23 protein-coding genes are annotated in these 23,419 nt (G+C 66.8%); 13 read left to right on the forward strand and 10 right to left on the reverse strand.

Annotated features, from left to right (window positions below; all coding sequences use genetic code 11):
- Nucleotides 1-95 precede the first annotated feature (95 nt).
- The 8 genes from EV560_RS05205 (at nt 96) to EV560_RS05240 (ending at nt 8,004) form a co-directional block, all read left to right on the forward strand.
- A complete protein-coding gene (locus EV560_RS05205; protein WP_131854622.1) occupies nt 96-1,271 on the forward strand; it encodes a thiolase domain-containing protein in 1,176 nt (391 codons plus the stop codon).
- A gap of 3 nt (nt 1,272-1,274) precedes the next feature.
- The gene (locus tag EV560_RS05210; RefSeq protein ID WP_131854623.1) at nt 1,275-1,679 is read left to right on the forward strand and encodes a Zn-ribbon domain-containing OB-fold protein; all 405 of its coding nucleotides are present in this window, start codon (nt 1,275-1,277) and stop codon (nt 1,677-1,679) included.
- Nucleotides 1,679-2,362 carry a 3-oxoacid CoA-transferase subunit A gene (locus EV560_RS05215; RefSeq protein WP_207907955.1) on the forward strand — a complete coding sequence of 228 codons (684 nt, stop codon included), beginning with the start codon at nt 1,679-1,681 and terminating at the stop codon, nt 2,360-2,362. The genes EV560_RS05210 and EV560_RS05215 overlap by 1 nt, the downstream gene beginning before the upstream one ends.
- Before the next feature lie 11 nt (nt 2,363-2,373).
- On the forward strand, nt 2,374-3,051 hold the full coding sequence (locus EV560_RS05220) for a 3-oxoacid CoA-transferase subunit B (RefSeq protein ID WP_248311892.1): 678 nt from the start codon (nt 2,374-2,376) through the stop codon (nt 3,049-3,051).
- Nucleotides 3,052-3,165: 114 nt separating this feature from the next.
- Nucleotides 3,166-4,341 carry a thiolase family protein gene (locus EV560_RS05225; RefSeq protein WP_131854625.1) on the forward strand — a complete coding sequence of 392 codons (1,176 nt, stop codon included), beginning with the start codon at nt 3,166-3,168 and terminating at the stop codon, nt 4,339-4,341.
- 10 nt (nt 4,342-4,351) lie between these two features.
- The gene (locus tag EV560_RS05230; protein WP_131854626.1) at nt 4,352-4,741 is read left to right on the forward strand and encodes a Zn-ribbon domain-containing OB-fold protein; all 390 of its coding nucleotides are present in this window, start codon (nt 4,352-4,354) and stop codon (nt 4,739-4,741) included.
- A gap of 251 nt (nt 4,742-4,992) precedes the next feature.
- Nucleotides 4,993-6,534: an acetolactate synthase large subunit gene (locus EV560_RS05235; protein ID WP_131854627.1), complete on the forward strand. Its 1,542-nt coding sequence runs from the start codon at nt 4,993-4,995 to the stop codon at nt 6,532-6,534.
- A gap of 36 nt (nt 6,535-6,570) precedes the next feature.
- On the forward strand, nt 6,571-8,004 hold the full coding sequence (locus tag EV560_RS05240; protein WP_131854628.1) for an NAD-dependent succinate-semialdehyde dehydrogenase: 1,434 nt from the start codon (nt 6,571-6,573) through the stop codon (nt 8,002-8,004).
- Between the two features lie 55 nt (nt 8,005-8,059).
- Here EV560_RS05240 and EV560_RS05245 read toward each other — a convergent pair whose 3' ends face one another.
- The 8 genes from EV560_RS05245 to EV560_RS05280 form a co-directional block, all read right to left on the reverse strand.
- The gene (locus tag EV560_RS05245) at nt 8,060-8,905 is read right to left on the reverse strand and encodes a fumarylacetoacetate hydrolase family protein (RefSeq protein WP_131854629.1); all 846 of its coding nucleotides are present in this window, start codon (nt 8,903-8,905) and stop codon (nt 8,060-8,062) included.
- A gap of 12 nt (nt 8,906-8,917) precedes the next feature.
- Nucleotides 8,918-9,775 (reverse strand): isocitrate lyase/PEP mutase family protein, encoded by an 858-nt coding sequence (locus tag EV560_RS05250; protein ID WP_131854630.1) that lies wholly within the window; start codon nt 9,773-9,775, stop codon nt 8,918-8,920.
- A gap of 3 nt (nt 9,776-9,778) precedes the next feature.
- Entirely contained in the window at nt 9,779-10,942 is a 1,164-nt protein-coding gene (locus EV560_RS05255; protein WP_131854631.1) for an ABC transporter ATP-binding protein, read from the reverse strand.
- Between the two features lie 19 nt (nt 10,943-10,961).
- Nucleotides 10,962-12,692, reverse strand: a complete 1,731-nt coding sequence (locus EV560_RS05260; RefSeq protein ID WP_131854632.1) for an ABC transporter permease — start codon at nt 12,690-12,692, stop codon at nt 10,962-10,964.
- Nucleotides 12,689-13,735, reverse strand: coding sequence for an ABC transporter substrate-binding protein (locus EV560_RS05265; RefSeq protein WP_131854633.1), 1,047 nt, complete (start codon nt 13,733-13,735; stop codon nt 12,689-12,691). The genes EV560_RS05260 and EV560_RS05265 overlap by 4 nt, the downstream gene beginning before the upstream one ends.
- Nucleotides 13,736-13,827: 92 nt before the next feature.
- Nucleotides 13,828-14,607 carry an enoyl-CoA hydratase/isomerase family protein gene (locus EV560_RS05270; protein ID WP_131854634.1) on the reverse strand — a complete coding sequence of 260 codons (780 nt, stop codon included), beginning with the start codon at nt 14,605-14,607 and terminating at the stop codon, nt 13,828-13,830.
- A 154-nt stretch (nt 14,608-14,761) separates the two neighbouring features.
- On the reverse strand, nt 14,762-15,544 hold the full coding sequence (locus EV560_RS05275) for an alpha/beta fold hydrolase (RefSeq protein ID WP_131854635.1): 783 nt from the start codon (nt 15,542-15,544) through the stop codon (nt 14,762-14,764).
- A 2-nt stretch (nt 15,545-15,546) separates the two neighbouring features.
- Nucleotides 15,547-16,161 carry a glutathione S-transferase family protein gene (locus EV560_RS05280; RefSeq protein ID WP_131854636.1) on the reverse strand — a complete coding sequence of 205 codons (615 nt, stop codon included), beginning with the start codon at nt 16,159-16,161 and terminating at the stop codon, nt 15,547-15,549.
- Nucleotides 16,162-16,269: 108 nt separating this feature from the next.
- Between EV560_RS05280 and EV560_RS05285 the strand changes: the two genes are divergently transcribed.
- The 5 genes from EV560_RS05285 to EV560_RS05305 all read left to right on the forward strand — a co-directional run bounded on the left by EV560_RS05285 (nt 16,270) and on the right by EV560_RS05305 (nt 21,544).
- On the forward strand, nt 16,270-17,184 hold the full coding sequence (locus tag EV560_RS05285) for a LysR substrate-binding domain-containing protein (protein WP_131854637.1): 915 nt from the start codon (nt 16,270-16,272) through the stop codon (nt 17,182-17,184).
- A 188-nt stretch (nt 17,185-17,372) separates the two neighbouring features.
- Nucleotides 17,373-18,422, forward strand: coding sequence for a CoA transferase (locus EV560_RS05290; RefSeq protein WP_165923326.1), 1,050 nt, complete (start codon nt 17,373-17,375; stop codon nt 18,420-18,422).
- Entirely contained in the window at nt 18,422-19,588 is a 1,167-nt protein-coding gene (locus EV560_RS05295) for a CaiB/BaiF CoA transferase family protein (RefSeq protein ID WP_131854639.1), read from the forward strand. The genes EV560_RS05290 and EV560_RS05295 overlap by 1 nt, the downstream gene beginning before the upstream one ends.
- Nucleotides 19,585-20,508, forward strand: coding sequence for a PhnD/SsuA/transferrin family substrate-binding protein (locus EV560_RS05300; RefSeq protein ID WP_131854640.1), 924 nt, complete (start codon nt 19,585-19,587; stop codon nt 20,506-20,508). Before EV560_RS05295 ends, EV560_RS05300 begins: the two co-directional genes overlap by 4 nt.
- 151 nt (nt 20,509-20,659) lie before the next feature.
- Nucleotides 20,660-21,544 carry an amidohydrolase family protein gene (locus EV560_RS05305; RefSeq protein WP_131854641.1) on the forward strand — a complete coding sequence of 295 codons (885 nt, stop codon included), beginning with the start codon at nt 20,660-20,662 and terminating at the stop codon, nt 21,542-21,544.
- 64 nt (nt 21,545-21,608) lie between these two features.
- Here the strand turns inward: EV560_RS05305 and EV560_RS05310 are convergent, their stop codons facing one another.
- Both EV560_RS05310 and EV560_RS05315 read right to left on the reverse strand, forming a co-directional pair.
- Nucleotides 21,609-22,469 carry an isocitrate lyase/PEP mutase family protein gene (locus EV560_RS05310; protein ID WP_165923327.1) on the reverse strand — a complete coding sequence of 287 codons (861 nt, stop codon included), beginning with the start codon at nt 22,467-22,469 and terminating at the stop codon, nt 21,609-21,611.
- Nucleotides 22,470-22,497: 28 nt separating this feature from the next.
- Nucleotides 22,498-23,283 (reverse strand): FadR/GntR family transcriptional regulator, encoded by a 786-nt coding sequence (locus EV560_RS05315; RefSeq protein ID WP_131854643.1) that lies wholly within the window; start codon nt 23,281-23,283, stop codon nt 22,498-22,500.
- Between the last annotated feature and the right edge of the window lie 136 nt (nt 23,284-23,419).

A 23,419-nucleotide genomic window follows, 5' to 3' on the forward strand; every position in this document is an offset into this window, starting at 1 on the left:
CGAATGTGAGGCGAACTCAACCAAAGCTGCCGCCAAATCCCTTGACCCGGCCGGCCTCCAGACGCCCTATTCCGGCCGATTTCGAAGGATCTGGCATGCCGTCACGCCCTGCTCTCGCCTACATCGTCGGCGCCTACGAACACCCCACACGGGACGCCGCGGACCGCTCGCTGGCGCAGATCCAGGCCGAGGTCGCGCTCGGCGCGCTCGCCGATGCCGGGCTGTCGAAGGACGATGTCGACGGCTTCTTCTGCGGCCCGGATGCGCCCGGCACCGGCCCGCTCTCGATCGCCGACTACCTCAACCTGAACAAGCTGCGCCATGTCGACACCACAAATACCAGCGGCTCGTCCTATGTGATCCATGTCGCCCATGCCGCGCAGGCGATCGCCGCCGGCAAATGCGATGTCGCGCTGATCACGCTGGCGGGAAGGCCGCGGGCCGAGGGACGCGGCAAGGGCGGGCTCGTGCGTCGCGACGACCCCAACCAGCCGGACTTCCAGTGGGAACAGCCCTTCGGCATCCAGATCCTGAATGTCTACGGCATGACCGCGATGCGGCACATGCACCTCTACGGCACGACCAGCGAGCAGCTCGCCTGGATCAAGGTGGCCGCCTCCCAGCACGCGCAGCATAATCCCCATGCCTTCAGCCGCGACGTCGTCACGGTCGAGGATGTGCTCGCCTCGCCCGTGGTCTGCGATCCGCTGCGACGTCTCGATTGCTGTGTCGTCACCGATGGCGGCGGCGCCTTGATCGTGACGCGCGAGGAGATCGCCCGCAGCCTGAAGCGCCCGCTGGTCAAGGTGATCGGAACCGGCGAGCGGCCACAGCACCAGCAGGGCGGCTATTTCGAGATCACGCAATCGGGCGCCGCCTGGTCGGGCCGCACCGCCTTCGAGCAGGCCGGGCTCGTGCCGGCCGACATCAAATACGTGTCGCTCTATGACAGCTTCACCATCACGGTGCTGATGCAGCTCGAGGATCTCGGCTTCTGCGCCAAGGGCGAAGGCGGCCGCTTCGTCGCGGACGGGAACCTGATCTCCGGGGTCGGCAAGCTGCCCTTCAACACCGATGGCGGCGGCCTGAGCAACAACCACCCTGGCAACCGTGGCGGCATGACCAAGGTGATCGAGGCGGTCCGGCAGGTCCGCGGCGAGGCCCATCCGGCCGTGCAGGTGAAGAATTGCGATCTCGCCCTCGCCAACGGCATCGGCGGGCAGCTCGGCGTACGCCATGCCAGCGCCACCCTGATCCTCGAGCGAGGCTGAGACATGTCGGACGGACGCATTTTCATCGAGCCGGTTCCGACCGCCGAGACCGAGGCCTTCTGGGCCGGGACGGCCGAGGGCCGCTTCCTGGTGCGGCGCTGCCGCAGCTGCGGCAAGGCGCATTGGTACCCGCGCACGATCTGCCCCTTCTGCAGCAGCGACGAGACCGAATGGGTCGAAGGCACGGGCGAAGGGACGATCTATTCCTTCAGCATCATGCGCCGCGCCAAGCCGAACTACGTCATGGCCTACGTCACGCTGACGGAGGGCCCGACGATGATGACCAATATCGTCGATTGCGACCCCGAATCCCTGCGGATCGGCGATGCCGTACGCGTCACCTATGTGAAGACGGCCGAGGGGCGCGCCCTGCCGATGTTCACGCCGAAGAGCGAGGCCAGCGCATGATCGACAAGCAGGTCACCAGCCTGGCCGATGCGATGGCCGGCATCACCGACGGCTCGGTGGTTCTGGTCGGCGGCTTCGGCCAGGTCGGCCATCCCATGGCCCTGATCGACGCGCTGATCGAGCAGGGCGCGAAGGATCTTACCATCGTCTGCAACAATGCCGGCGTCGGTCGCAGCGGCCTGCCCCGGCTGATGAAGCTCGGTCGCGTCCGCAAGATCGTGTGCTCCTATCCGCGCACGGCAGCCGTCTTCAGCGAACTCTATGCCGCCGGCCAGCTTGAGCTCGAGATCACGCCGCAAGGCACCCTGGCCGAGCGCATCCGCGCCGGTGGCGCCGGTATCGGTGGCTTCTACACCCGCACCGGGGCTGGCACGCTGTTGGCGCAGGGCAAGGAGACCCGCAGCATCGACGGCAAGGACTATGTCTTCGAGACGCCGCTCAGGGGCGATGTCGCGCTGATCGAGGCCTGGGAGGCCGATCGTTTCGGCAATCTGACCTATCGTGGCTCCGGCCGGAACTTCAACCCGGTGATGGTCACCGCCGCCGCGCTCTCGATCGTCCAGGTGCAGCGCGTCGTAGAGGCCGGGACCATCGTTCCGGAAGCGGTGGTGACGCCCGGCCTGTTCGTGAACCGGGTGGTCGAGGTGCCCTACGCACCGCCCTTCGCCGCGATCGAGTATTGAAGGAGCGCGTCATGAGAGCTGCCGCAGACCGCATGGTGGGGCCGGAACTCGCCGCCCGCAAACTGATCGCCGGCCGGGTCGCGCGCGACATTCCCGAGGGCTGGAACGTCAATCTCGGCATCGGCATCCCGACCCTGGTCGCGGATCTCGTGCCTGAGGGCCGCGAGGTGATGTTCCAGTCCGAGAACGGCATTCTCGGCATGGGGCCGGCTCCGGAAGGCGAGGTCGACCCCTGGCTGGTCAATGCCGGCAAGCAGAATGTCACGCTGCGGCCAGGCGCGAGCCTGTTCGACCATGCGCTGAGCTTCGCCATGATCCGCGGCGGCCATATCGACCTTTGCGTGCTCGGCGCGCTGGAGGTCTCCGAGCGCGGCGACCTCGCCAACTGGTCGACCTCCTCGAACGATACCGCCCCCGCGGTCGGCGGGGCGATGGATCTCGCGGTCGGGGCCAAGCGCATCTGGATCGCGATGGACCACACCACCAAGCAGGGCGCGAGCAAGCTGGTGGAACAATGCTCCTATCCGTTGACGGCAGCCGGCTGCGTCAAGCGCATCTACACCAATCTGGCGACGATCGACGTCACCGAGCGCGGTTTCGAGGTGATCGAGCTGATCGGGGGCACGACGTTCGAGACGGTGCAGACACATACGGCTGCAAAGCTGCACCGGGGCAAAGGGCTGGTCTGAAACAGACGCCGAAAACTCAAGCAAGGCCCGGTCTTCATCGTTTGACCCTGCCGCGTCGCGACGCGAATTTCCGGCACCGGCCGGATGCACGGCCACTGCGAACCGAAGGCTAGCATGAGCGAAAAGCAATTGAGCCGCGCCATGGCCGGCGTCGCCGCCATCGCGGGCGTCGGACATAGCGACTGGATAGCCGACTACGCGGCAGTGCGCGGCGGCACCAAACCCCATGACAGCTTCGGCTACGGCGCCATCGCATTCAAACGCGCGCTCGAAGATGCCGGCATCGACAAAAGCGAGATCGACGGGTTGGTCTCCGGCCCGCCAACCGCGCACGAGCGCATGTGCGAGGTCCTCGGCATCGATCCGCGCTGGGGCGTGCAGGCCGATGCGATGATGGGCATCCAGGCTGCGGCGCTCGCCATCCATGGCGGCATGTGCGAGGTCGTGGCGCTCGTCTACGGCAACGACCAGCGCTCCGCTGCGGTCAACTATGGTGGCAGCAACGCGGCCGGCGGCAACGCCTTCCTGTCCTATATCTACCATGCTCCCTGGGGCTTCACCTCGCAGGGCGCACTCTACGCCATCATGCTGCGCCGCTTCATGCACGATACCGGCTTCAGCGAGCGCGACATGGCGGAGGTCGCCGTGGCGCAGCGCCTGCATTCCAGCCTCAATCCGCATGCGATCATGCAGAAGCGCATCACGATCGAGGATTATCTCGCCTCGCACTACGTGACCGAGCCGCTGCATCTGTTCGACTACTGCCTGATCAACGACGGCGGCGTCGCCTTCATCATGATGAGCGCCGAGCGCGCCCGGCGCTGCAAGAAGAAGCCGGCGGTGATCCATGGCATCGGCCGCTACGATCTCAGCCGCGAGGCGACCAGCCTCACGCCGCGCCTGACCAATTTCTACCGCCCGGCCCAGAAGGCAGTCGCCGAGCAGGCTTTCGGCATGGCCGGCATCGGGCCGAAGGATGTCAGCTGCATGCAGGTCTATGACAGCTTCTCGGTCCATGTGCCGCTCGCGCTCGAGGGCTATGGCTATTGCGGCTACGGCGAGGCCGCCAGGTTCATCCGCGAGACCGGCATCTCGCTGGAGCGCGGCATCCCGGTCAACACCTCCGGCGGCCATCTGTCCGAGAGCTACATGCAGGGCTGGAACCACCAGGTCGAGGCTGTCCGCCAGATCCGTGGCGAATGCGGCCCGCGCCAGGTGCCGGACTGCCGCTTCGTCCACTATTCCTCGGATGTCGCCGGCAAGGCGCTGTCCATCATCTACGGCCACTGAGGAGGCAGCGATGGGCAAGTCCAACCGCGTCCTGGGGCACTATGACGGGCCGATGTGGGAGAGCATCGCGCGCAAGCAATGGGCGCTGCAATATTGCCCCCAGAGCGACAGCTTCCGCTATCCGCCCTCGCCCGTCTGTCCGATCTCGCTGTCGCTCGATTATGAGTGGCGGCCGATCAAGGGCACAGGCGAGATCCTGTCCTGGGCCGTGTTCCACCGAAAGTACTTCGACGACCATCCGCCGCCCTACAACACCATCGCGGTCAGGCTCGACGAGGGTCCGATCGTGATTTCGAACCTGATCGGGCCCGAGCCGGAAGGCAACTGGATCGGCCGGCGCGTCGAGGTCGTCTACGAGGAGCATGAAGGCTATCTCCTGCCACGCATGCGGCTGGTTTAGGGTCGGCGCGACCGCCTGCACGCCGGGCTGCGCTCGTGGCGGGCAGCATCATGCCGAACGGGCCCGTGCTTGACCTCAGCTCACACAACGCCAGCGCCCTCGCTTTCGATTCGCGGCCAGCGCTGGCGCTGACACCCCTCACTCTCATGCTGCGTTGAGGAATGCTCCTTTGACGCGGTTCCACGGCATGCGGATGGTCGGCTACGCCTCGTGCCATCTCGCTGCGACGCAGGCTATGAAGGAGTCTCCCGATGAACGGCGCCGAATCTCTGGTGCGGACCCTGGCCGCTGGCGGCGTCGATGTCTGCTTTGCCAATCCCGGCACCTCGGAAATGCATTTCGTCGCGGCGCTCGACCGCGTTCCGGGCGTGCGCTGCGTGCTCTCGCTGTTCGAGGGTGGTGCGACCGGCGCCGCGGACGGCTATGCCCGGATGGCCGGCAAGCCGGCGGCAACGCTGACCCATCTCGGGACCGGGCTGACCAACAGCCTCGCCAATGTCCACAACGCCCGCAAGGCGCAGACGCCGATGGTCAACATCGTCGGTGACCACGCCACCTATCATCTCAGGTACGAGTCGCCGCTGAAATCCGATCTCGATGCGCTGGCCAAGCCGATGTCGGATTGGTTCGGCCGGGCCGAGGCCGCTCAGGAAGTCGGCCCCAAGGCGGCCGAGGCCATCGCGGCCGCCCAAAGGGACGCGGGAAAGATCGCCACCCTCGTCCTGCCGGCCGACGCCTCCTGGGGCGAAGGCGGCACTGTCGGGACGACGCTGGCCCGCACGGTCCGTGCGGCGGCTGACGCCAAGGCGATCGCGCAGGCCATCGATGCCCTGAAGGGCGGCAACGCCTTGCTGCTGCTCGGCGGCGAGGCGCTCCGCGCCCAACCGATCGAGATTGCGGCCGCGATCGCCGCCAAGTTCGGCGCCGAGATAGCAGCGCAGTCGCGTGACCCGCGGATCGAGCGCGGCGCCGGCCGCGTGCCGATCAAGCGGCTGCCGAACATGACCGATGCGGCGGTCACCGCACTGCGCGAGACCCGCTCGGTGATCCTGATCGGAGCGAAACTGCCCGTCGCCAATTTCGCTCACCCGGGCAAGCCGAGCCTGTTCGCGCCCGAAGGCTGCCGCATCGTCGAACTCGCCACGGGCCAGCACGATCTCGCAGCGACACTGGACGCGTTGGCGGAGGAAGTCGGGGCCAAGGCCGATCCGGCCGCCCGCCTCGCGCTGAAGCGGCCTGGCCTCGCCGAGGGCGAGTTCAGCCCCGAGAAGCTCGCACAGTCGCTTGCGGCGCTGCTGCCCGAGAACGCGATCATCTGCGACGAGGCGGTGACGAGCGGCCGTCCCATGTACGGCGCGCTCGCGGCCTCGGCCCCGCACGACTATCTGGCGCTGACCGGCGGCGCGATCGGCATCGGCCTGCCGCTGGCGGCCGGCGCGGCCATAGCCTGCCCCGATCGCAAGGTCGTCCTGCTGCAGGCCGATGGCAGCGGCCTCTACACCGTCCAGTCGCTCTGGACCCATGCCAATGAGCAGCTCGACATCGTGACCATCGTTTTCGCCAATAACCGCTACGCGATCCTGCGCAACGAGCTGAAGAATGTCGGGATCACCAATCCCGGCGACAACGCCATCCGGATGCTCTCCTTCGACAAGCCCAGGATGGACTGGGTCTCGCTGGCGCGCGGCTTCGGCGTGCCGGCCGAGCGCGCGACCTCGATGGAGAGCTTCAACAAGGCTCTTGAAGCCGCTTTCTCGCAGAAGGGTCCTGCCCTGATCGAGGTCGCCCTGTAGGGCTCGCGGAATCCACCGCAGCATATGGAGATGCGCATGTATCCCGATACCCAGCTCTTCCTGGCCGGCCAGCTGCGGCCAGGCGGGGACAAGGCCACCGCACCGGTCTACAACCCCGCGACCGGCGAGCAGATCGGCCGCTTTGCCGTCGCGACCACCGGCGATCTCGACGAGGCCGTCGCCGCCGCGGAGCGCGCCTTTCCGGCCTGGCGGGCCATGGGACCGCTGAAGCGCAGCGCCATCCTGCGCAAGGCCGCCGATCTGGTCCGCGAGCGCGCGGCCGCCATGGCGCCGGTCATGACCATGGAGCAGGGCAAGCCGCTGGCCGAGTCCGAACGCGAGGTGACGAATAGCGGCGACGTGCTCGAGTGGTTCGCCGAGGAAGGGCGGCGCGCCTATGGCCGCCTGATCCCGGCGCGGGACCCGAACGTCATGCAGCTGGTGACGCGCGAGCCGATCGGCATCGTCGCCGCCTTCTCGCCCTGGAACTTCCCGGTCTCGCAGGCCGCCCGCAAGATTGCCGCCGCGCTCGCGGCCGGCTGCCCGATCATCCTGAAGGGCCCCGAGGATACGCCGGCCTCCTGCGCACTCTTCGTGCAGTGCCTGGCCGACGCGGGCGTGCCCGCAGGCATCCTCAGCCTGGTCTATGGCGACCCGGCGACGATCTCCGACCATCTGATCGCCCATCCGTCGGTGCGCAAGGTCTCGTTCACCGGGTCTACGGCCGTCGGCAAGCTGCTCGCCGCCAAGGCGGGCGCGCAGATGAAACGCTGCACCATGGAGCTCGGCGGCCACGCCCCGGCGATCGTCTGCGACGACGCCGATCTCGAGGGCGCGGTTAAAACGCTCGCCATGGCCAAGTTCCGCAATGCCGGACAGATCTGCATCGCCCCGACGCGCTTCCTGGTTCAGGACAAGGTCTATGACACCGTCCTCGGGCGCTTCGAGCAGGCGGCCAAGGCCGTGAAGGTCGGCGACGGCCTTGCCGCCGGCACCACGATGGGGCCGCTGGCGCATGGCCGCCGCATCGAGGCGATGGAGGGCTTCCTCGCCGACGCCGCGCAGAAGGGCGGCGAGATCAGGCTCGGCGGCAAGCGCCACGGCAACACGGGCCATTTCTTCGAGCCGACCATCATCGAGGGGCTCGGCTCCGATGCCCGGCTGATGAACGAGGAGCCTTTCGGCCCGATCGCCTTGTTCTCGCGTTTCAGCGAGATCGAGGAGGCGGTCGCGGAGGCCAACCGCCTGTCCTACGGGCTCGCCGCCTATGCCTTCACCCGCTCATCCGCCAAGGCGCACAAGCTCTCGCAGAGCATCGAATCCGGCATGGTGTCGATCAACCACCACGGCATGTCACTGCCGGAGGTGCCGCATGGCGGCATCAAGGATTCCGGCTACGGGTCGGAAGGCGGCGCCGAGGCGCTGGAAGGCTATATGACCTTCAAATACGTGACCCAGATGATGGTGTGACAGGCTTGGGCATACCCCGCGGGACCGAAATCCCGCGGGTTGTAGTCTTTAGAGATTAGGCCGCGGCAGCAATCGGATTGAGCAGCCGCCCGACGCCGGGGATCTCGACGGCGATCTCGTCGCCCGGACGCAGCCAGCGCTGCGGGCTGCGATCCCGCCCCACCCCTTCCGGCGTGCCCGTCGCGACGATGTCGCCCGGCCGCAATTGAATGATGGTCGAGACATAGGCGATCGTCTTTGGGATCGAATGGATCATCATGTCGATCCCGGAATGCTGGACCAGCTCGCCATTGTGATAGGTCGAGAGCTGGAGCCTGGTCGGGTCCGGAATTTCGTCGGCCGTGACGAGGAACGGGCCGGCGGAGCCCGACGACTGGAAGTTCTTGCCGGCTGAAATCGAACGTTTCTGATAGTCGCGCACGCTGCCATCCATGAAGCAGGTATAGCCGGCGACATGGCCGAGCGCCTCGGCCTCCGCGATATTGCGTCCGCCCTTGCCGATCACCACGGCGAGCTCGCCTTCGTAATCGAACTGCTCCGATACTTTCGGAGCTTCCAGGGCCTGGCCATGGCCGACGACGCTGTCATCGACGCGGATGAAATAGCCCGGCCAGTCCTTGACGGCGTGGCCGCCCTCCTCGGCATGGGCGCGGTAGTTCAAGCCGACGCAAAGCATCTTCGAGGCATCGGGAATGATCGGCAGGAAGGTCGCGTCCGCGATCGCGAGATCGGGCTTCGCGGCGCTGGCGAGCGCCCATAGCTGCGCCAGCACGCCGCGCTCGATGGCGGTTCGCAACCCGTCGACTCCCGGGATTCGCCCCGCAAGCGTCACCAGACCGTCCTCGCCGCTCACCGCCCCGAACGTCGGGGCACCGTCCTTGAGATAGCTCGCAAAGCGCATGGCATTGTTCCTTCAGTCACTCAGGAAATCGCGGCGGGCCGCATCGAAGGAGTCGGCGCGCGTCAGGCGCCGCAGGAGCTCGGCATGCGTCGCGGCCAGAGGCGCCGCGCCGGCGCGCTGGGCGACGAGCGTCACCTGCGCCGCATCGAGCGCGGCGGTGATCGCCTTCGGCGCCGCCGGGAAGCAGACCCGGACGCGCCGCGACGCCAGGTAAGCCGGGTCGGCGATCTCCGTAGCCGGCTTGGGCATGACGAAAGGCAGATCGACCGCGTCGGCCAAGGCATCGAGCGCATCTTTGGTCTTTATACCCTGGACGAACAGCGCATCGACCCCGGCCGCCGCATAGGCCTTGGCCCGCATCAGCCCTTCCTCCAGCCCACCCACCGCAAGCGCGAGATTGGTCCGCCCGATCACGGCAAAGCGCGGATCGCGCCGGCCGGCCAGGGCGGCGCGCAGCTTGCCGACCGTCTCTGCCTGCGGGATCAACCGGCCCCTGCTCGTGCCGAACGGCGCCGGCAGGTCCGTATCCTCGATCGTGACGCCGCAAAGGCCGATCTGATCGAGTTCGGCGACGAAGCGGCGGACATTGAGAGCGTTGCCATAGCCATGGTCGCCATCCGCGATCAGCGGCATCTCGGTCACGCGGGTCAGCCGTTGCACCTGTTCGACGAACTCGCTCAGCGTCACCAGGGCAATATCGGGCGCGCCGAGTACGGCGAGCGCGATATCCGATCCGGGGATCATGCCGAGCTCGAAGCCGAGCTCCTCCGCCATCCTCGCGGTCAGCGGATCGGAGACGATGGCGGGTCGGATGCAGCCTTCGCCTGCCAGGATGGCACGGAAAGCATCTCTGCGGTCGGGCCGTACCATCGCTCAGGCCGCCGCCTGGCTATTGCGCCGCCGGCCTTGCGGCGGCGCATCGTCGGCCGCCAGAGCAAGCGTGCTGTCGAAGGGGATCTCGACCGCGACCTGCGCGCCCGGCTGCAGCATGGTCTGCGAGGCGATGCTGGCATGAAGGGTCAAGCCGGAGCCGACATCGATGGTGTAGCGGGCGAGGTGACCGAGGAAGCTGGCGCTCGCGACGGTACCGGAGAGCTGATTGGCGCCGCCAGAGCCCGAAGCCGCCGGCAGCAGCCTGATATCCTCCGGCCTGATCGACACGGCGACCGCATCGCCGGCCGCCGCCGAGCGGGTGAAGCGGCAGGTCAGGCGCCGGCCGCCGGCAAGCGTCACCGTGCCGAGCGAGCCGTCAGGCGCCTGCGTGTCGACGGTTCCGGCCAGCACGTTCGCCGAGCCCATGAAGGTCGCGACGAAGCCGGTGGCCGGGCGGAAATAGATCTCCTGCGGCGTCCCCATCTGGACGATGACCCCGCCATTCATCACCGCGACGAGATCCGACATCTCCAGCGCCTCGGACTGGTCATGCGTGACGTAGATGGTGGTGACGCCGAGGCGGGCCTGCAGGCTCTTCAGCTCGGCCCGCATCTCGTCGCGCAGCAGCGCGTCGAGATTGGAGAGCGGCTCGTCGAGCAGCAGCAGGCTCGGCTTCTTGACGATAGCGCGGGCCAGTGCGACGCGCTGCTGCTGGCCGCCGGACAATTGCGTCGCCGAGCGGCTCTCGAACCCGGTCAGGTCGACCGAGGCGACGGCACGCTCCACCATCTCCTTGATCTGCGCCCTGCTGTAGCGCTCCTTTCCGACGCGGAGCGGAAAGGCGACGTTCTCGAACACGGTCAGATGCGGCCAGATCGCATAGGACTGGAACACCATGCCGATATTGCGCCGGTTCAATGGGATATTGGCGCCGGCCTGCGCATCGAAAAAGCTGGTATCGCCCAGCCTGATCGCGCCGAGATTTGGCGTTTCCAGCCCGGCAATGCAGCGCAGCGTCGTGGTCTTGCCGCAGCCGGAGGGGCCGAGCAGCGTGAAGAACGTGCCGCTCTTCAAGGTGAAATCGACTGTTTTGACGCCGCCGGTCGAGCCTGCATAAATCTTGGACAGGCCTTCAACCTTCAGCGTTGGTCCAGGAGTGTTCATTGGTCCTCGCTCGTATCGTCTACTTGGCCGAGGCCATGTCGGTGCGCTGACGCGTCACCCAGTAAAGCGCCGACGAGAAGATCGTCATCACGCAGGTCCAGATCACTCCCATCGCCGAAACCTCGCCGCCGGCGCCGTTGGTCCACTGATCGAACATCGCGACCGAGATCGTCTTGGCGTTGTAGCCTGCGAGCAGCACCGCGATGGACAGTTCCTTCGCGCCGATCAGGAAGATGAAGAGCCAGCCCGCGATCAGCGAGGGCGAGATCAATGGCAGCAGGACACGGCGCAGGATGGTCGGCCGCGTCGCCCCCGAGATGCCGGCCGCGTCCTCGAGCTCGCGATGGACCTGGATGATGCCGGCATGGGAATAGCGCATGCCATAGGGCAGATAGCGGATGACGAAGGCCATGCCGATGACCCAGAGCGTACCGTAGACCGGGATCGGCGCGTTCAATGCCATCTCGATCATGGCGACGCCGAGCACGATGCCGGGGAAGACGAGCGGCACGCTGGTCAGCTGGTCGATCAGGCCGCTATAGGGCCAGCGGCGCACGCTCATCCAGGCAGCGATGGCCGTGAGCGCAACGGCGACCGTCGCCGCGCTCGCTGCAACGATGACGGTGTTGAGCGCCAGTTCCACATAATGCGCCTGCGCGAAGACGGCGCGGTAGTGATCCAGGGTCAGGTTGGACAGCCCGGCCAGGTTCATCGCGCGCACGAAGGGCGTCAGCGAATTGTAGAGGATGGCCAGCAGCGGCAGGACCAGCACCAGAAGCGCGTTGAGCACGATCAGCGCCGCACCGAGCCAGCGACCCTTGCCGAGATCGAACGGGCGCGGCCGGAAGCCTTTGCCGGTGATCGAGGCGTAACGCTCGGCCTTTTTCGAGATGCGGCCGTAGAAATGCAAGAGAACCGCGACGATGACCATCATCAACATCGAGAAGGCGCTGGCATGGCCGAGCTGCGGTGGCACCTGCGTCATCGACTGATAGATATCCGTGGTCAGGAGGCTGATCTTCGAGGGGGTGCCGATCAGCACCGGCACGTCGAAGGCTTCCAGATTGCGGATGAAGACGAAGATGCCGAGCCCGGCGATCGCCGGCATGGCGAGGCGCAGCGAAATCCGCGTCACGGTCGCGAAGACCGAGGCGCCCGACATGCGCGCCGCCTCCTCCATATCGGCATTGGAGCGGCGGAACGTCGCCGACAGGAGCAGGAAGACGAGCGGTGACCAGAGCACACCCTCGATCAGCACCATGCCGGGGATCGAGTAGACGTTGAACAGCAGACCGGTCTCGCCCGTCAGCGCACGATAGCTCGCATTGAGCGGCCCGGCGCGGCCAAGGATGTAGAGCCAGGCGCTGACATAGATGATGTAGGGCGTGCCAAGCGAGATGATCGCGGAGAGATAGGCCAGCGGCTTGAACGGGACATTGGTGCGCTCGACCAGCCAGGCGACGATGCCGCCGTTCAGGAGCGAGAGCAGCATGGCGAGCGCGGAGAAGGTCACCGAATTCCAGGCGCTGACATAGAGCCTGGGATCGCTGAACAGCGTGGCGTAATGCGCCAGCGTCCATTGCGCACCGTCGTCGCTGAGCAGGCTGGTGCGGATCAGCACTGCCACGGGCGGCAGCACGATCAGGCCGATGACGATGCTGACGATGATGGCCGGCAGGCTCGCCGCCAGTCGCTCACCGAGCGGGCGGCGATAGGCGATGGCCTGATCGCCAAGCGGAAGCGCGGTCATTTGAACAGCTCGTTATAGACGCTGATCCATTTCTGCAGGTCGCTCTCGACCAGCTCCGGGCTGAGCAGCAGCGCCTTGTAGTTTCCGCCCTCGGGCTTCTGCGCCGCGACCTTGGCCTGGACCGCCGGATGGGCTGGAAGATAGCCGGCATTGGCGACCACCTTCTGACCGTCCTCGGAGAGGATGAATTCGAGGAAGAGCTTGCCGGCATTGGGGTTAGGCCCCTTGAGCAGGAAGGCGGTGTCGAGCGTGCCCGTCACCGGCTCCAGCTTCAGCCATTTCACCGGGGCGCCCTTCGCGGCGCTGATATCGGAATGGTAGTTGAAGGTCGCGAGCGCGAGCGGGTATTCGCCGGCGATGACCTGATCGAGCACGACACGCTGGTTCGACGGCACGTTGACCAGCTTCTGGGCGGCGAGCTGCTTGAGGAAGGCCATGCCCTTCTCCTGCCCCATCGCCTGCAGCACCGTGCCGATGAAACCGGCGGCGCCGCCTTGAGTCATTTGCGTGGTCCACGCGATCTTGCCCTTCCATTTCGGGTCGAGCAGGTCCTGATAGGTCTTGGGCTCGGAGCCCGCGGGAACGAGCTCGGTATTGACCGCCGCGACGAGGTAGTAGAGCGCGTCGGCGACCCAGAGCCCGTTCGGGTCCTTGAGCTCCGGCGGATAGGCCTTGGCCGCCTCCGGCATGTATTTCTCGATCGCGCCGGCCTTGGCCAACGGCCAGACGGAGGAGCCGCCATGGTGCACATCGCCGCGAATCTGACCGGCCTTGGTCTCGCCGAGCAGCTTGATCACCAGATCGGTCGCAGTGCCCGGGACGATCTGCACCTGGATGCCCGGATATTTCTTCTCGAAGGCGGCGGCGAGCGGGCGGGCGAGCTGGTTCTCGACGAGGGAGACGTACCAGACGACCTTGCCCTCCTTCTTCGCCGCGTCGATCAGCGCCTGCTCGACAGCATGGGCGGGGGCGGCTGCGAGAAACGCGACAGCAAGGAATGCTGCGCACAGCAAGCCGCATAGGCGGGTCCAAAGGCTTTTCATTCGTTCCTCCCTGCGGCAGCCGGACCGACCGCTCGCATCGATGTCGGCGGGTGGAGCCGCTCTCTTGCGGGCGTCTGACGCGCCCCTTCGATTCAGTGTCCCTTGTAGACCGGCGCGCGCTTTTCCTTGAAGGCCACGCGCCCTTCGATCCGGTCCTTGGTGTCGCGCAGCAGACCCCAGGTCATGCGCTCCTCGTTGATCGCGTCGGCCAGCGGCAGGTTGATCCCGCGGCGCACCAGCCCCTTCACCGCGTTGACGGCGAGCGGCGCGTTGGCGGCGATCTTGGCTGCGATCGCATGCGCCGTCACCATCAGTTCGCCGGCCGGCACGACCCGGCTGACTAGGCCGATGCGCAGCGCCTCGGCCGCATCGATCCGCTCGGCCGCGAGCAGGATCAGCATCGCATCGCTCATACCGATCGTCCGCGGCAGGCGCTGCGTCCCACCGGCGCCGGGAATCGAGCCGACCTTCACTTCCGGCAAGGCGAACACCGCCGTGTCGACGCAGATGCGGATGTCGCACGCCAGAGCCAGCTCCATGCCGCCGCCCATCGCCATGCCGTTGACGGCACAGATGATCGGCTTGTCCATCTCGATCGCGTCGATCCAGCGCGGCGCCTGCGCGCCGCCGCCGAAGGTCAGCTGGGCATGGCTCTCGCTCGGCGGCATCGTCTTCTTCAGATCGGCGCCGACGCAGAAGGCTTTCTCGCCGGCGCCGGTGACGATCACCACCCTGGCCTGCGCATCGGTCTTGACCGCGTGGAAGGCGTCCCAGAGTTCCTGCTGCGTCTCCGGATCGAGCGCGTTCAGCGCCTCCGGGCGATCGAGCGTGATCGTCGCGACATGATTGTCGATGCTGAATTTGAGCGCCACGTTTCAATCCCTGCAGACGGCGCGCTCGCAACGGCGCGCTTCGCTAGGCAGGACCATCGGAAAGCAGGACCGGAGCGTCAAACGACCTTTCCGTCCCGGCTGCTTGATGAAAGCTCATCCAAAAGCCTTGTCGCACCTGCGAATAGCAGCGCGCCTATTGATTGAGGATCAAGCGTAGGCGGTCGACGACGAGCTCCGGCGTGAGCATCGGCATGACATGGCCGGAGACGACAGCCTCGAAGCGCGCGCCCGGGATCAGGGCAGAATCCCTGGCCAGTTGCTCAGGCGGGCGCGTCCCGTCGCGCTTCCCCGCCAGAACCAGGGTCGGGCAGGCGATGCGGGCGAGATCGCCGGCCAGGTCGAGGTTCAGCAGCATATCGTAATAGGCGCCGTAACTCACCGGATCATTGGCCAGCGCCCGTCCGCGCGCGGAGCGCCTGCGCCTATCATCACCACCGAACTCCTCCGGAAAGGTCGCAGGCAGGCGCGAGACGACCCGCTCGCGCAAGCCTCCTTCGCGGATCTGCCGTGCCAGCGCTTGCGTCGCTTCGCGCCGGGCTGCGGGGATACCGGTCGCGAGCGCCATCAGAAGCAGCCCGTCGACGCGCTCCGGATGGCGCACGGCATAGCGCACCGCCACGGCGGCGCCGACGGCGACGCCGGCCAGCACCAGTGGCCCCTCGATCGCGAGCGCATCGAGCAAGCCTTCGAGATCCGCGACGAGATCATCGAACGAGAGCGCCGTGATCTTTTCCGACAGGCCGCAGCCCCGCATGTCGTAGCGCAGCATCCGCTGCTCGGTGAAGGCGGGGGCGACATGGTCCCAGGTCTCGAGCGTGCCGCCCATCTCGTGCAGCAGGACGAGGGTTGGGCCGGCGTTGCCGCCGCTCAGCGCATAGCGCAGGCTGATGCCGCCTATGTCGATATAGTCGATCATGCTCAGCCGTCCCGAAACGCCGCGGCCTGGAAGGCCGGGCGGCTCTCCACCGCCTCGTGCCAGGCGGCCAGTGCCGCGTGTCCGTCCCGCCAGTTTTCGGCGCCGAAGCGGAAATCGGCATAGGCCAGCGCGCAGGCTATGGCGATGAAACCGAGGTCGATCTGCTCTGTCGACCAGCCGGCAGCCTGCGCCTCCCAATGGCCGAGCACGCGGCGGAACTTCTCCCGGCAATTGGCGACATAGGTGGCGCTGAGCGGATCGTCCGATCGCCGCCGCTCGCCATACCAGCGCATATAGGTGTTCATCAGCCCGTCGGCGGTGGCCTGACGCACCAGCGCCTCGCGCCGCGCTGCCCGATCCTCCGGTACGATCCAGCCGGTCCCGGAGATCTCGCCGAGATAATCGCAGATCACGCCGGAATCCCAGAGCGCCGTACCGTCGTCAAGGAGGAGGGTCGGGATCTGCCCGAGCGGGTTGTGGCTGCAGACCTCGTCATCGGCCTTGGTGAAGGAGACCACCTTCGGCAGCAATTCGATTTGCCCGTTCAGGCCTGTCTCATGCGCTGCGATCAGCACCTTTCGGACGAAGGGCGACCGCGTCGAACCATAGAGCTGCATGCATGCCTTCCGGGCTGGCGTTTCCTGCCCGCGAGTTGACGCCCCCCGACAATTCTGTCAATCGAACAGAAAAAGGGCTCGGTTGAGCTTTAATCAAGGGAAGAACGCATGAGGATGCGATTGCCGCCGCTGAACGCGCTGCGCGCGCTGGAGGCGGCTGGACGTCATATGAGTTTTAGTCGTGCAGCGGACGAGCTCTGCGTCACCGCCGGCGCGGTCAGCCGGCAGATTCGCGGGCTCGAGGAATTGCTCGGCTTCTCGCTGTTCGAGCGCCATCACCGCGAGGTGCGGCTGACGCCCGAGAGCAAGATCTATATCGACTCGCTGACCGATGCCTTTTCCGAGATGGAGCGCTCGACGCGGCGCCTCGTCGACTCGCGCAAGCTCAATTACCTGCACGTCCATTGCGCGATCACCTTCACCCTGTGCTGGCTCGTGCCGCGCCTGGTCAATTTCCACCAGCGCCACCCGACGCGCGAGGTCAGGATGTCGACCGGCCTGCCCGGCGCGGTCGAGCTCGGCGCGCTGCCGACGGATGTGTCGATCCAGATCCGCAACGAGGAGATCTGCGCCAGCCTCGCCCCGGCGATCCTCAGCCACCCGCTCGTCGATGTCGACCTCGTGCCGGTGTGCAGCCCGTCACTGATCGCCGAGAACGGTCTGGGCGACGATCCGGCCCGTTGGGGGCAGGTGACACGGCTGATCTCCTCGGCGCGGCCGAACGACTGGCAGGAATGGGTCACCGCCGCGAATGTCGATGTCGATCCGCAGGCCGGCATCGTCTTCCAGAGTTCGAGCCTGGCCTATCAGGCCGCTATCCAGGGCATGGGCGTCGCGCTGGCCATGAAGGGGCTGGTCAAGAAGGAACTCGCCTCGGGCGAGCTCGTCGTGGCGCATCCGCTGGTCCATGTCACCGGCACCGCCTTCTACCTGCTCTACTCGCAGGCGGCGGCGATCATGCCGCAGATCAAGGAATTTAGGGACTGGATCGTCGCCGAGGCCGCTCATCCCCGCGCACGCTGAGTTCGCCGCCAGGCGACCTCGCTTGAGGTCAGATCACAGGAACGCCGCCGAAAGCTCGTTTGACCGGGATATGCCCCGCAGCGCCAATGGGGACCATCCGGCGCTATCGGGAAATGCGCCGATCAAGGGCGCTGCATGCCGAGATCTCGCCAGATTCCATCCCGCCTTCGCACGGAAGGCGCTGCACCGTGAGCGGCACAACGGCCCCGCTGGCCGGGCTCCACATCATCGAGGCCGTCGCCGGATCGGTTCCTGATGCTCTGCGGCTGGCGATCGGCCTGTGCGGCCGGATCGCAGCCGATCTCGGCGCCAACGTCATCCGACTCGAAGACGGCGATTGCCCGCAGGAGGAGGCGCTGTTTCTCCATCCCGGCAAGCGGCGCTTCAGCGTGCGGGCCGACGCGAAACCGCTGATGATCCGTGATCTTGCGGCGAAAGCCGATGTCCTGATCTGCGATCCGCTGACGGCCGCCGCCCTGCCCCAGCTCGATGGCGGCCTCGTTGAGGTCATCATCGAGATGGCGCAGGATACGCCCGTCGCTGGCAGCGAATTCACCATTGGCGCCCGCTCCGGCCTGCTCGACCTCGTCGGCGACGCCGCACGCCAGCCGCTGCGAATCGGCGGGCACCAGAACGCCTACGCGGCAGGCCTCGCCGCCTATCTCGCGATGACCTCCGGCCTGCTTCGGCGCGCCGGAGGAGAAGCACCGCCGCCGATGACGGTCGGCCTGCTCGATGTCGCGGTCTGGCTGAACTGGAAGACGCTGGCGATCGCGGATCGCAGCGGCGTCTCGCCGAGCCGCAACGGCCCGAATTCCGAATGGACCATCCTGCCTTGCGCCGACGGCTATTTCGCACTGGTCTACCGCGTGCCGGAATGGCCGGCGCTGATGCGGTTCGCCGCAGCGGCAACCCTGTCGGAAGAGCGCTTCCAGACGCCGGCCGGGCGCAGCCGCCACCGCAGCGAGCTCAACCAGATACTGACCAAGGCCTTCGCCGGGCGCAGCCGTGCCGATATCCGTCTCGGCGCCTTGGAGCACAAGCTGCCGCTCGGCCCGGTCTGGACGCCGGAAGAGCTTCTGGGCGATCCGCACATGCTCGCCCGTGAGTTCTTCCATCTTGGCCCCGAAGGCGGCCCGGCCAGGGCGCGCGTACCGGTTCGCTGGAACGGCGCGAGCTTCACACCTGGCGCGGATTACCGGCCCGTCGCCGGATCGAGCGCAATGGAGTTTGCCTGATGGCCGCCCTCACTGGCTGCCGGGTGCTCGACCTCGGCATCATCACTGCCGGCGCCGCGACCTCGGCGATCCTCGCCGATCTCGGCGCCGAGGTGCTCAAGATCGAAAGCCCGTCCTACAAGGATCCGTTCCGGCGCTGGACCGGCGAAACCTTGCCTGGCGAGCATCCCGACCTGCCGCCCTTCTTCCGCATGACCAATCGCGGCAAGCAGAATGTCGGCATCGACCTGAAGACGGCGGAGGGTCGCGCGATCTTCCTCGACCTCGCCGCGCGCAGCGACATCGTCGTCGAGAATTTCAGCCGCGGCGTGCTGCACCGGCTCGGTCTCGACTTCACGGCGCTGAAGGCCGTCAATCCCAGGATCATCCTCGCCTCGATCTCGAGCCAGGGCGATGACGGTCCGGACGCGAATTTCGTGTCCTTCGGCTCGACCTTGGAGGCCATGGCGGGCCTTGCCGCCATTACCGGCTATGAGGGTGGCTCGCCCGTCGTCTCCGGCATCGAGCTCAACTATCCCGACCAGGTCGTCGCCATTTTCGCCGCGGCGATGATCGCAACGGCCTGGCACGCCACAAAGTCCGGAACGGCAAAAGGCGTCCATCTCGACCTCTCCCAGCGCGAGCTCACCAGTTTCCTTTGCGGTGAGCAGTTCCTCGCCCCCGAGGCGGCGCGGCGCGAGGGCAACCGGCAGGGACCCGGCCTGCAGGAGTGCTTCCGCAGCCGCGACGGGCATTGGATTGCCGTCACGATCGGCGCCGCGCAACTCGCCACGCTCGGCCTGACCGTCGACGGCAACCCGAACGATGCCGCAACGTGGTTTGCGGCACGTGACGCCGACGAGATCATCGCGGAAGTGACCGCAGCGGGCGCGGCCGCGGCGCGCGTGCTCGACGGCAACGGCGTGCTGGCCGAGCGCGGCCGCGGCTGGAGCGGGGCACTGGCAGCGGGCCGCGACGGTGATCTGGTCAAGGGCACCGTCTTCGCCGAGGCGAACCGGAAGTTCGACCCCGGTACTCCGGCGAGCCTGCTCGGGACCCATACGCGCGAGGTTCTCGCGCGCCTGCTCGGCTATGACGAAACCAAGCTCGACCGGCTGATCTCCGCGGGCGTGATCGCGGAGCCCGAACAGCAATCCACCCCTCAGAAAAAGGCGATGGCATCATGATCGTCCGGGGGCGGGACTACGAACACACAATCGGCTGGCCAGGCGGACGCGATCTCGCCTACGAGCCGACCGAACTTGGCCCGATGATCCACGGTATCCTGGCCGGGACGCCGTTCGACGCAGCCGAATTCAGCCTCGCCGCCTTCCTGATGCTCAAAGATCGTGGTGACGAGCGGCTGGTCGGCATGCCGGTGTTTCCGGCCCGCTCCTTTTTCCACGCCTGCCTCTGGGTGCGGCGCGACTCGGCTCTGAACGGCTTCGCCGACCTTGCCGGCAAGCGCATCGCCCTGCGCGACTACACCTCGACCACCTCGGTCTGGTTCCGCGGGCATCTCAAGGAGGCCCATGGCGTCGACTGGCGTTCGATCCAATGGATCGTCGGGCCCAACCGGCGGTTCCCGCCCCCGGCTGCGGCCGACATCGTCCCTGCCTCCGGCGATCTGGAGGAGATGCTGCTCGACGGCGCCATTGACGCCTTCTTCTCGATGCGTGTGCGAGACGGCAAGCTACCGGAGGCGGAGCGCCGCCTGCGCCCGCTGCTCGCCGACCCGCGCGCGACCGAACGGGCTTACTTCGAGCAGACCGGCCTCTTCCCGCTGCTCCATATGGTCGTGCTCTCACGCGAACTCGCGGAGCGAGCACCGGACGCACCGCGCCAGATCTACGACGCCTATCGCGAAGCCAAGGGCAAGGCCCTGGCGCGCCGCCTCGGCACCACCTTCCTGCCCTGGATGGAATCGATCTGGGACGAAACGCTGGACCTGCTCGGTCCCGATCCGCTGCCTTATGGGCTGAGCGAGGCCAATCTGCGTAACGCCGCGACCCTGGCCGGCTATCTCGTCGAGCAGGGGCTCATCGCCGAGGAGCCGGACCTGGCGACGCTGTTCATCGCGGGCAGCCAGAATTGGCCTGTTGGCTGATTGGCCCGCGGGCTGAACCGGGACCGGTCTTCGCCAAACTCATGGGCGCATGACAAAAGCTCTTTTGACGTCGCGCCCCGCGGCGCGGCAGCTATGGCCAGGCCGCGCCGGCCTCCAAGCCGAGGCCCGACGGTAAGGAAATGTCAGAATCATGAGCGAACGCCCTCAACCCCAGCCGGGCCGCAAGCGCCCCGTCTCGCGTCCGCAGATCCCGCTCCCGCCCGGCGCCTGGGATTGCCACGCCCATGTCTTCGGCCCGTTCGACCGCTTTCCGGTCATCGCCGAGCGGCGCTACGAGCCGCCGCACGCGCCGGCCGAAGACTATCTCGCGATGCTCGATACGGTCGGCTTCGAGAATGGCGTGATCGTCCACGCCTCGGCCAAGGGCTTCGAGATGGCCAATGTCGCCGACGCGCTGGCGCGCCGGCCGGACCGTCTGACCGGTATCGCGGTCCCCTCTCCGGACGCGGGCGACGCCGACTTTCGCAAGCTCCATGAACAGGGCTTTCGCGGCGTGCGCGTCACCGAGAGCGGCAGACATGCCGGCCGCTCGCCCGGCACGCTCTATTTCGACGACCTCCCCAGGATCGCGCCGCGGCTCAAGGAGATGGGCTGGCACCTGCAGATCTGGGGCCGCTGCGATCTGGTGATGGACAACAGCGCCACGCTCGCCGGCTATGGGCTGCCGCTGATGTTCGACCATCTCGGCTTCGTCGACGCGACGCAAGGCGTCGACGGCGCGGCCTTCCAACGTTTCCTCGGCTGGCTGTCGACCGGCGATTTCTGGGTGAAATCGACGCCGATCCGCGTCTCCAAGACGGCGCCCGACTACCCGGACGTGCGCCCCTTCTACGAGGCCTTGCTGCGCGCGGTGCCGGATCGGATCGTCTTCGGCTCCGACTGGCCCTATCTCAGCCTCGACGACGCACCGCCCGATGCCGGCAAGCTCGTCGACCTGCTCGATTCCTGGACGCAGGACGAGAGCCTGCGCCGCAAGATCTTCGTCGACAACCCGAAAGCCTTCTATCGCCGCTAGGTCATGGCGAGCGCGCATACCCCCAGTCGAGCGTTCCTCACGCAGGGCCGGGGGGTGATCGCACTTAACTCCGAAGCCCTTGCCAATCCGCGAGACCGACGATTTCGGCCAGCAATTCGGCGGCCGGCACGCGTCGCTCGAGAGGCTCCAGCGACTTCCCTTGAGCGAAGCCGCCGAGCCCTTCCAGGCCGCGCTCGAGAGCATCGACCACGCGGGTGATCAGCAGTCCCGGATACATGACCTGCCGGAAGCCCATCTCGCCATACTCAGCCGGAGGCCGCCAATTCGGACGGCCCTCGAAAATCGGAGTCGCCAGATGGACATGGCCGAGACGCCGGCCGATCTGCTCGAGCTCGTCGAGATTGGTCACGCCGACGACGAGGAAACCGGCAGCGCCCGCCTCGACATAATCCTCGGCCCGGCGAAGAATGCCGTCCAGGCCTTCCAGACCATAGGCGTCCGACCGGGCGATGATCATCGTCTCGCTGCCCTGGCAGCGGGACACCGCCACCCGGATCTTCTCCTGCATCGCGGGGATCGACGCGACGGAGCTCGCCTTGGCATCGCCCGGCCTTTTCTCCGATCGCTCCTGGTCTTCCAGGACGATCGCCCCGACTCCCATCCGGACATAGGTGTCGGTCATGCGAGCCACGCTCTTGATGTCGCCATAGCCGTCATCGCCATCGACGACGATCGGAAGGTCGGAGGCATCCATGATGTCCTTCGTGCCCGCAGCCATCTCGCCGAGAGCGGCAATCCCGATATCGGGAAGGCCGTAGCGGGCGGCGAGCATGGCGGAGCCGCCGATGCCCATGGCCTTGAAGCCGGCCTTGGCGATCATCCGGGCCGTGAGCGCGTCATGGGCCAGCGGCGTCACCAGAGGCCGCTGCTCGGCGGCCGCTTCGCGGATCGACTTTCGTGCCATCTCTTCCTCCCGGATCTGATTATTGGCGTCAGCGCTGCTGCGAGTTGCCGATGGTTTCGGGAGGCGGATTGCTCTCCGTCTCGACATGGTCGGGGCCGAGGAACAGGCGCCGGCACGCCTGGTCGAGATGACGGCGCATGGCCGCCCGCGCATCCTCCGACCGTCCTGCCTCGATCGCCTCGAAGATCGCGACATGCTCGTCATAGACGACGGAGGAACGGGATTCCGGATAGCTCAAGGCCAGCATCGTCCGCGTCAGGTCGATCGAGAATTGCATCGAGGGCTGGATCGACTTGAGGATCTTCAGGAAGAGCGGATTGCCGGCCCCGGACGCGATCGCGAGATGGAAGGCGAGATCGGCCTCGCGCGCGCCGGCATCGGTCTCGGATTCCGTCCGCAGCCGCTCCAGCGCCACACGGGCATGTGCAAGCGGCTGTACGTCACGCCGCGCCGCCGCCAGCGCAGCCGCCTCGCCCTCGACGGCGGCCCGCAGCTGGTAGATGTTGCGGATATCTTCGAGGCTCCGGACCGGCCCGAGCATGAGATCGGGCGGGTGCGTGATCCCGCCCGTCGCATCCTGGACATAGGTGCCCGAGCCCCATTTGGATTTGACGACTCCGGCATGTTCGAGCCGGGAGATGGCGTGCCGGATCATCGGCCGGGATATGCCGAAGCGCAGGGCCAATTCAGCCTCGCTCGGCAGCTTGTCGCCGGCCGTCAGCCCGTCCTCGCTGATCAGCGTCAGGATCGACCTGTAGCCTTCCTCGACCCGGCTTGGTTTGCCATCCGCCACGAGCCTGCTCCGCTTCGGCATTCAAACTCCAAGAGGTAAAGTCAATTTATCCCATTCCGTCGCCTTGGACTGCCATATCGCGTTTCAAAGCGCAATCATGGGCGATCCGGACGCGGAACCTCTTCCCTCGAAAAGCGTGTTCTCGCCGCGACAATAG

This window comes from Allobosea sp. BK604 (assembly GCF_004341515.1).
In the GTDB taxonomy this organism is placed as follows: domain Bacteria; phylum Pseudomonadota; class Alphaproteobacteria; order Rhizobiales; family Beijerinckiaceae; genus Allobosea.

What these genes read in the sequence shown, in the direction of transcription:
- EV560_RS05295 (WP_131854639.1), top strand. Translation starts at nt 18,422, where the DNA reads ATGGCCGCCCTCACTGGCTGCCGGGTGCTCGACCTCGGCATCATCACT.
- EV560_RS05265 (WP_131854633.1), bottom strand. Translation starts at nt 13,735, where the DNA reads ATGAAAAGCCTTTGGACCCGCCTATGCGGCTTGCTGTGCGCAGCATTC.
- EV560_RS05260 (WP_131854632.1), bottom strand. Translation starts at nt 12,692, where the DNA reads ATGACCGCGCTTCCGCTTGGCGATCAGGCCATCGCCTATCGCCGCCCG.
- EV560_RS05235 (WP_131854627.1), top strand. Translation starts at nt 4,993, where the DNA reads ATGAACGGCGCCGAATCTCTGGTGCGGACCCTGGCCGCTGGCGGCGTC.
- EV560_RS05310 (WP_165923327.1), bottom strand. Translation starts at nt 22,469, where the DNA reads ATGGCACGAAAGTCGATCCGCGAAGCGGCCGCCGAGCAGCGGCCTCTG.
- EV560_RS05300 (WP_131854640.1), top strand. Translation starts at nt 19,585, where the DNA reads ATGATCGTCCGGGGGCGGGACTACGAACACACAATCGGCTGGCCAGGC.
- EV560_RS05240 (WP_131854628.1), top strand. Translation starts at nt 6,571, where the DNA reads ATGTATCCCGATACCCAGCTCTTCCTGGCCGGCCAGCTGCGGCCAGGC.
- EV560_RS05250 (WP_131854630.1), bottom strand. Translation starts at nt 9,775, where the DNA reads ATGGTACGGCCCGACCGCAGAGATGCTTTCCGTGCCATCCTGGCAGGC.
- EV560_RS05210 (WP_131854623.1), top strand. Translation starts at nt 1,275, where the DNA reads ATGTCGGACGGACGCATTTTCATCGAGCCGGTTCCGACCGCCGAGACC.
- EV560_RS05220 (WP_248311892.1), top strand. Translation starts at nt 2,374, where the DNA reads ATGAGAGCTGCCGCAGACCGCATGGTGGGGCCGGAACTCGCCGCCCGC.
- EV560_RS05230 (WP_131854626.1), top strand. Translation starts at nt 4,352, where the DNA reads ATGGGCAAGTCCAACCGCGTCCTGGGGCACTATGACGGGCCGATGTGG.
- EV560_RS05225 (WP_131854625.1), top strand. Translation starts at nt 3,166, where the DNA reads ATGAGCGAAAAGCAATTGAGCCGCGCCATGGCCGGCGTCGCCGCCATC.
- EV560_RS05245 (WP_131854629.1), bottom strand. Translation starts at nt 8,905, where the DNA reads ATGCGCTTTGCGAGCTATCTCAAGGACGGTGCCCCGACGTTCGGGGCG.
- EV560_RS05275 (WP_131854635.1), bottom strand. Translation starts at nt 15,544, where the DNA reads ATGATCGACTATATCGACATAGGCGGCATCAGCCTGCGCTATGCGCTG.
- EV560_RS05285 (WP_131854637.1), top strand. Translation starts at nt 16,270, where the DNA reads ATGAGGATGCGATTGCCGCCGCTGAACGCGCTGCGCGCGCTGGAGGCG.
- EV560_RS05280 (WP_131854636.1), bottom strand. Translation starts at nt 16,161, where the DNA reads ATGCAGCTCTATGGTTCGACGCGGTCGCCCTTCGTCCGAAAGGTGCTG.
- EV560_RS05305 (WP_131854641.1), top strand. Translation starts at nt 20,660, where the DNA reads ATGAGCGAACGCCCTCAACCCCAGCCGGGCCGCAAGCGCCCCGTCTCG.
- EV560_RS05205 (WP_131854622.1), top strand. Translation starts at nt 96, where the DNA reads ATGCCGTCACGCCCTGCTCTCGCCTACATCGTCGGCGCCTACGAACAC.
- EV560_RS05255 (WP_131854631.1), bottom strand. Translation starts at nt 10,942, where the DNA reads ATGAACACTCCTGGACCAACGCTGAAGGTTGAAGGCCTGTCCAAGATT.
- EV560_RS05315 (WP_131854643.1), bottom strand. Translation starts at nt 23,283, where the DNA reads ATGCCGAAGCGGAGCAGGCTCGTGGCGGATGGCAAACCAAGCCGGGTC.